This is a genomic window from Aquimarina sp., assembly GCF_977115655.1.
This window is the reverse complement of the sequence record NZ_CDSBKO010000068.1, coordinates 20,466-27,563: the sequence shown is the minus strand read 5'-3', so window position 1 is coordinate 27,563 and position 7,098 is coordinate 20,466. Positions and strand designations below refer to the sequence as shown.

Here is a 7,098-nt window from a genome sequence, read left to right as displayed (position 1 = left end):
TAAAAAAGTCAAACCCTCGATATTTTAAGTTACACACTTAATGAAACAGTGTCAATTTTTGGTAAAATTTAATTGAACCCGGATTATTATTAATAATTTCTATAAAACTATTTTTTTTTTAGTGAAGCCTTTTTTGGAGCTAATACCATTTTAACTTTTTGAAAAATTGACAATAAAAAAAGAGGGTGTTTGACTTTTCACCCTCTTTAGTTTATTAGGATTAAGGTATTTAATTAATTACCTCCCTCCAAAGCTTTAAGTTTATTTTTCATTTTATCTGCTTTTGGATCATCTAACTGATAAAATATATTCATTAAAGTACGTACTGCTTCCACATTATCTGGCTGATTCTTTAAAGCACCTTCCAAATAAGGAATTGCGTTTTTATATAAATTTTCTCTGGCAGTCTTAAGCTCTTCATATCTTTTATTGTCTTTTGAAGATGTACCAAGACCATTCATTTCATCCACAATTTTTGTTTCTCCTCCTAACAGGATAGAAGCTATATTAATTTGAGCTGAAGCATAATCTGGTTTTAATTCTAAAGCTTTTTTATAGTAGCTTAGTGCCTGATCGTTGTCTCCTAAACGAGATGCGCTCACTCCTAAGTTATACAATAAATCAGGATTTTCAGGATCATTAGTAACAATTTTTTCCATGATTTCCTTATACTTTGCTATATTACCTAATTTATAAAAAAGATCTGCTTCTGCTTGCATTAAAGTTGAATCATTAGGATTTTCTTTTTTTGCATCTTCAATTGCAGCTATTGCCTCTTCATCTTTTCCTTGGCTCATATAGATCAAAGCAATGTTTTTGGCAATTTCTCCTCTTTTAGATTCAGATTTACGTAATTCTGGTTTAATATATATATTAGATTTTACAGACAAATCTCTTGTTTGTTTCGAATCAAAAGTTTCTACTTCTCCTGTTTCTTTATTAGTTGCAACATATTCGGTCTCTACTCCACTAAAACCAAGATCTTTTAACTGAGTGTAATAGTTCAAAGCTTCGTCATAATTTTTACCATTAACTGCATTACCTGCAGCATAATATAAGTAAGTTGTATCTGCTTTATTAGTAGTATATGCTAAATAAAGTTTTTCAGATGCTCCTTTATAATCTTTATCTTCTTGGTTTTTTATTGCTTTTTCTACCAAAGATTGACGTATTATTTGGATTTTTTGAGCCGCATCTGCCCCATATTTAGATCCACCACCGGCTTTTTCAATTTCAATAGTTCTATTATATGCATTAGCAGCACCTTCAATTTTATCTAAAGAGTCTCCTGCTGATGAAGCCAAAACTTGCCCTTTAAGAAAATAATATTGTGCTTTTGATTTTTCGTCAGCAGCATCTAATTGCCCTTCTGCAGCTTTTAATGCTTCTGAGGCTACATCCATGTTGCCAGATTTTAAAGCTTTGGAAGCTTCTTTTAATGCTTGTTTTTGAGAAAATCCAACAGCACTAACAGCTAAGAATAGTACTACGATAAATTTAGTCTTCATTACTTGAGTTTTTAAAATGGGATTTATTTATTGTTCTGTTTCTTTATCAATATTCGTGCCATCTGCCGAAATATCAGGATCTGTAGTCGAATTATCTACATCTTCTATAGTATCCTCTTGTTCTATTTCATCATCATCATGCACAACTTTTGCTACTGCAGCAATAGAATCTTTGCCTTTAAGGTTAATTAAACGTACTCCTTGAGTTGCACGTCCCATTACTCTTAAGTCCTCTATAGCAAGTCTGATAGCAATTCCGGATTTGTTAATAATCATAAGATCATCTTGGTCTGTAACATTTTTAATAGCTACAAGATTACCGGTTTTTTTGGTTACAGAAATAGTTTTTACTCCTTTACCTCCTCTATTTGTTATCCTGTAATCTTCTAATTTTGAGCGTTTTCCGTAACCATTTTCTGAAACCACCAAAATATTGCTATCCTTTTCATTTACAGCGACCATCCCGATAACTTCATCTTTATCATCTGCCAATCGTATTCCTCTTACCCCGGATGCTCCACGACCCATTGGTCTGGTCTTTTCTTCTTCAAATCGTATTGCCTTACCAGATCTTACGGCAAGCATTACCTGACTTTTACCATCTGTTAGTTTAGCTTCAAGAAGTTCATCACCATCTTTTATTGTAATTGCATTTATACCATTGGTTCTTGGTCTTGAATACTGTTCTAAAGATGTCTTTTTGACCTGTCCTTTTTTTGTTGCCATTATGACATAATGAGAATTAATATACTCTTCGTTTTTAAGATCCTGAGTACAGATAAAGGCTTTTACTTTATCATCACTATGTATATTTATTAAATTTTGTATGGCTCTTCCTTTAGATGTTTTACTACCTTCGGGGATTTCATACACACGCATCCAAAAACATTTTCCTGTTTGTGTAAAAAACAACATGTATTGATGATTTGTTCCTACAAACAGATGTTCAAGAAAGTCTTCATTACGGGTTGTACTTCCTTTTTGCCCTACTCCTCCTCTATGCTGTTTTTTATATTCGTTAAGAGAGGTTCTTTTAATATATCCTGCATGAGAAATAGTTATTACCACTTTTTCATCCGGGATCATATCTTCAATACTTAAATCTCCTCCAGCATACTCGATTTGAGAACGACGCTCATCTCCATATTTATCCTTTACTTCTGCCAGCTCATCCTTAATGATTTGCATTCTACGCTCTTTCTTATCCAAGATATCCTTAAGATCTTCGATAGTCTTCATCAATTCCTCATACTCTGCACGCAATTTGTCTTGCTCCAGTCCTGTAAGTTGGCGCAGACGCATTTCAACAATTGCTTTTGCCTGAAGTTCTGATAATTTGAATCTTTCGATTAATCTTTCGCGAGCTTCATCGGCATTGGCTGATGCTCTTATTATAGCTATTACTTCGTCTATATTATCCGAAGCAATAATCAACCCTTCCAGAATATGTGCTCTTTCTTCGGCTTTTCTTAATTCATATCTTGTTCTACGAACAACTACTTCATGTCTGTGTTCTACAAAATGATGAATCATTTCTTTTACATTCAATAACTGTGGTCTGCCTTTTACCAGCGCAATGTTATTAACGCTAAAAGAAGATTGTAGTGCAGTATATTTGTATAAAAGATTTAAAACTATATTAGGTATTGCGTCTCTTTTTAAAACGTATACAATACGCATACCGTTTCTATCAGATTCGTCACGAATCGTAGAGATTCCATCTATTTTTTTATCGTTTACAAGATCGGCAGTCTTTTTAATCATGTCTGCCTTATTTACTTGATAAGGAATTTCTGTTACAATAATAGATTCTCTTCCATTTACCTCTTCAAAAGTAGCTTTGGCTCGAATTACAATTCTACCTCTACCAGTCTTGAAAGCCTCTCTTACTCCATCATACCCGTAAATTGTACCTCCTGTAGGAAAATCGGGGGCTTTAATATGTTGTATTAGCTCATCTATCTCTATATCATTGTTTTCTATATAGGCAATAGTACCATCAACAACCTCACTCAAATTATGGGGAGGCATATTGGTAGCCATACCAACGGCAATACCAGAAGCACCATTGATTAATAATCCGGGTACTCGCGTAGGTAAAACTGTTGGTTCTAATAAAGTATCATCAAAATTAAGTGTATGATCCACCGTTTCTTTTTCGATATCGGCCAACATATCTTCCGATATCTTACGCATTCTTGCTTCTGTATAACGCATTGCTGCAGGACTATCCCCATCTACAGAACCAAAGTTACCCTGACCATCTACCAACATATATCTCAAACTCCATTCTTGAGCCATACGAACCATAGTGTCATATACCGAGGTATCTCCATGAGGGTGATATTTACCCAACACCTCACCTACAATTCTTGCAGATTTCTTATGGGCACTACTTGCTTTAACACCCAATTCATACATACCAAACAAAACACGTCTGTGTACGGGCTTAAGACCATCTCTAACATCTGGAAGAGCACGAGATACTATAACGGACATTGAATAATCAATGTATGCGGATTTCATCTCATCTTCTATGTTAATAGGTATAAGCTTTTCTCCTTCTGCCATAAAAATTTTTTTATTCTAAAATTGATTAATTAAACGCGCTAATATAAGTAATTTAAGACTGTTTTAACACCTATTTACCTATGTAATATACGTAATTTATTAACAATAGTGAGCATGCATATAGTTAATAAGTCTATTCTTATAGGTTTTGATTATTAAAGCATTTTTTGTCTATTTACGATATAGAAGTAAAAAACATTAAAATTACATGACAAAATTACCTTTTCTGTATAGATATATGTTAATCATCGATTAAAAGGAATAGTTTTTGTCATTATAATTCTAAAAAATTACTATTTTAGTTATAAAGAAAAAGAAAGAGAATAATTTTATGGATGATAATTTTTCTCCCAGAGTCAAAGATGTTATAGCATATAGCAAAGAGGAAGCCCTTAGATTAGGGCATGACTTTATTGGTACAGAACATCTTATGCTAGGTCTACTACGTGATGGAAGTGGGAAAGCGATCAGTATCCTTGATGCTTTAGATATTGATTTAACAAATTTAAGAAGAAAGGTTGAAATTCTCAGTCCGGCAAACCCGGATGTAGCGGTCGCTTCTAATGAGAAAAAAAATTTACACTTAACCAGACAAGCAGAAAGGGCATTAAAAACTACTTTTTTGGAAGCAAAACTATTTCAAAGTTCTTCTATAAATACTGCGCACCTTTTATTATGCATTCTAAGAAATGAAAATGACCCAACTACAAAACTTTTAAATCGTTTAAAAGTGGATTACGATAACGTTAAAGACCAATTTAAGTTTATGATAACCAACGAAGAAGAGTATATAGACACCCCAAAAGCAGAGTCCTTTTCTGATGATGATGATTTAACGGGAGATTCAAAAGAAAACCCTTTTAATTCTCCTGGTGGAGGAACTAAAGCAGGAAAAAAATCTAAAACTCCTGTTTTAGATAACTTCGGAAGAGATTTGACCGCTATGGCAGAAGAAGGTAAGCTTGATCCGGTAGTAGGAAGATCTAAAGAAATAGAACGGGTTTCTCAAATATTAAGCAGACGTAAAAAAAACAATCCATTGTTAATAGGAGAACCCGGAGTTGGCAAATCTGCTATAGCAGAAGGACTGGCTTTAAGAATAATTCAACGAAAAGTTTCAAGAATCTTATTTGACAAAAGAGTGGTTACTCTTGATTTAGCCAGCTTAGTTGCAGGAACAAAATACAGGGGCCAGTTTGAAGAGAGAATGAAAGCTGTGATGAATGAGTTAGAAAAAAATGATGACATCATTCTTTTTATAGATGAAATCCATACCATTGTTGGTGCTGGTGGCGCAACAGGAAGTCTGGATGCTTCAAACATGTTTAAACCCGCACTGGCCAGAGGCGAAATTCAATGTATAGGAGCAACTACCCTGGATGAGTACCGACAATATATAGAAAAAGACGGGGCTTTGGAAAGACGTTTTCAAAAAGTAATTGTAGAGCCTACAAATATTGAAGAAACAATAGAGATACTCAATAATATAAAAGAAAAATACGAAGAGCATCATAACGTTATTTATACTCCCGAAGCTATTCAGGCATGTGTAAAATTAACCAATAGATATATGACCGATCGCTTCTTGCCAGACAAAGCTATTGATGCTTTAGACGAAGCAGGATCCAGAGTGCATATTACCAATATTGATGTTCCTAAAAAAATACTTGATCTTGAGAAAAAACTTGAAGAAGTAAGAGAACTTAAAAACAGCGTTGTTAAAAAACAAAAATATGAAGAGGCTGCAAAACTTAGAGATGATGAAAAAAACCTTGAAAAAGAACTTGCTGTAGCTCAAGAACAATGGGAAAAAGACTCTAAACTGCATAAAGAAATCGTAAGTGAAGATAATGTTGCAGATGTGGTTTCTATGATGACAGGCATTCCTGTAAATCGAATCGCTCAAACTGAAAGTAATAAACTTGCAGAATTACCAAACTTAATCATGGGTAAAGTAATTGGACAGGAAGAAGCAGTTAAAAAAGTAGTTAAAGCAATACAAAGAAATCGAGCAGGGCTCAAAGACCCTAATAAACCTATAGGCTCTTTTATATTCTTAGGGCAAACAGGAGTTGGTAAAACGCAATTAGCAAAAGTATTGGCCAAAGAACTGTTTGATAATGAAGATGCATTAATACGCATTGACATGAGTGAATATATGGAGAAATTTGCCGTGTCCAGACTTATAGGAGCACCTCCTGGTTATGTTGGATATGAAGAAGGAGGTCAACTTACAGAAAAAGTAAGAAGAAAACCTTATGCAGTTATTCTTTTGGATGAAATAGAAAAAGCACATCCCGACGTTTTTAACATGATGCTTCAGGTATTAGATGATGGATACCTTACAGATAGTCTGGGCAGAAAAATTGATTTTAGAAACGCCATAATTATCATGACTTCTAATATAGGAGCCCGTAAATTAAAAGATTTTGGTCAAGGAGTTGGTTTTGGAACTACTGCCAAGAAAACTCAAGCAGAAGATTATGCAAAAGGAGTTATAGAAAATGCACTAAAGAAAGCATTTGCCCCAGAATTTCTAAACAGAGTTGATGATGTAGTAGTTTTCAATGCACTGGAAAGAGAAGATATTCACAAAATCATAGACATTGAGCTTAATAAATTATATCGAAGAATTAAAGATCTTGGATATGCTTTAACACTAAGCGAAAAAGCTAAAGATTACATTACCGAAAAAGGCTTTGATAAACAATATGGTGCACGACCATTAAAAAGAGCCATTCAAAAGTATATTGAAGATGCTCTTGCCGAAGAAATTATAAATTCAAAACTTCAAGAAGGAGATACTATTTTTATGGATATAGACAACGATTCTGAAGAATTGACTATCACTATCAAGAAAGCTGAAAAATCTACAGAATCCTAATTTTAATAATGATTCGCTTCTTAATAGAATAAAATGATTCTATTATCATAATTCAATACAAAACTAAACCTGTAAAATAAATCTTACAGGTTTTTTTATGGGCTATACCTAATTTCTTTTTCTTAGTAAAGAATC

At 33.6% G+C, this 7,098-nt stretch carries 3 protein-coding genes; 1 reads left to right on the top strand and 2 read right to left on the bottom strand.

Features of this window, described 5'->3' with window-relative positions:
• Nucleotides 1-233 precede the first annotated feature (233 nt).
• Both ACZIYX_RS20795 and gyrA read right to left on the bottom strand, forming a co-directional pair.
• A complete protein-coding gene (locus ACZIYX_RS20795) occupies nucleotides 234-1,508 on the bottom strand; it encodes a tetratricopeptide repeat protein (protein WP_462684181.1) in 1,275 nt (424 codons plus the stop codon).
• 27 nt (nucleotides 1,509-1,535) lie between these two features.
• Nucleotides 1,536-4,079, bottom strand: a complete 2,544-nt coding sequence (gyrA, locus tag ACZIYX_RS20790; protein ID WP_462684180.1) for a DNA gyrase subunit A — start codon at nucleotides 4,077-4,079, stop codon at nucleotides 1,536-1,538.
• A gap of 331 nt (nucleotides 4,080-4,410) precedes the next feature.
• Between gyrA and ACZIYX_RS20785 the strand changes: the two genes are divergently transcribed.
• Nucleotides 4,411-6,963, top strand: coding sequence for an ATP-dependent Clp protease ATP-binding subunit (locus ACZIYX_RS20785; protein ID WP_462684179.1), 2,553 nt, complete (start codon nucleotides 4,411-4,413; stop codon nucleotides 6,961-6,963).
• Nucleotides 6,964-7,098: the final 135 nt, after the last annotated feature.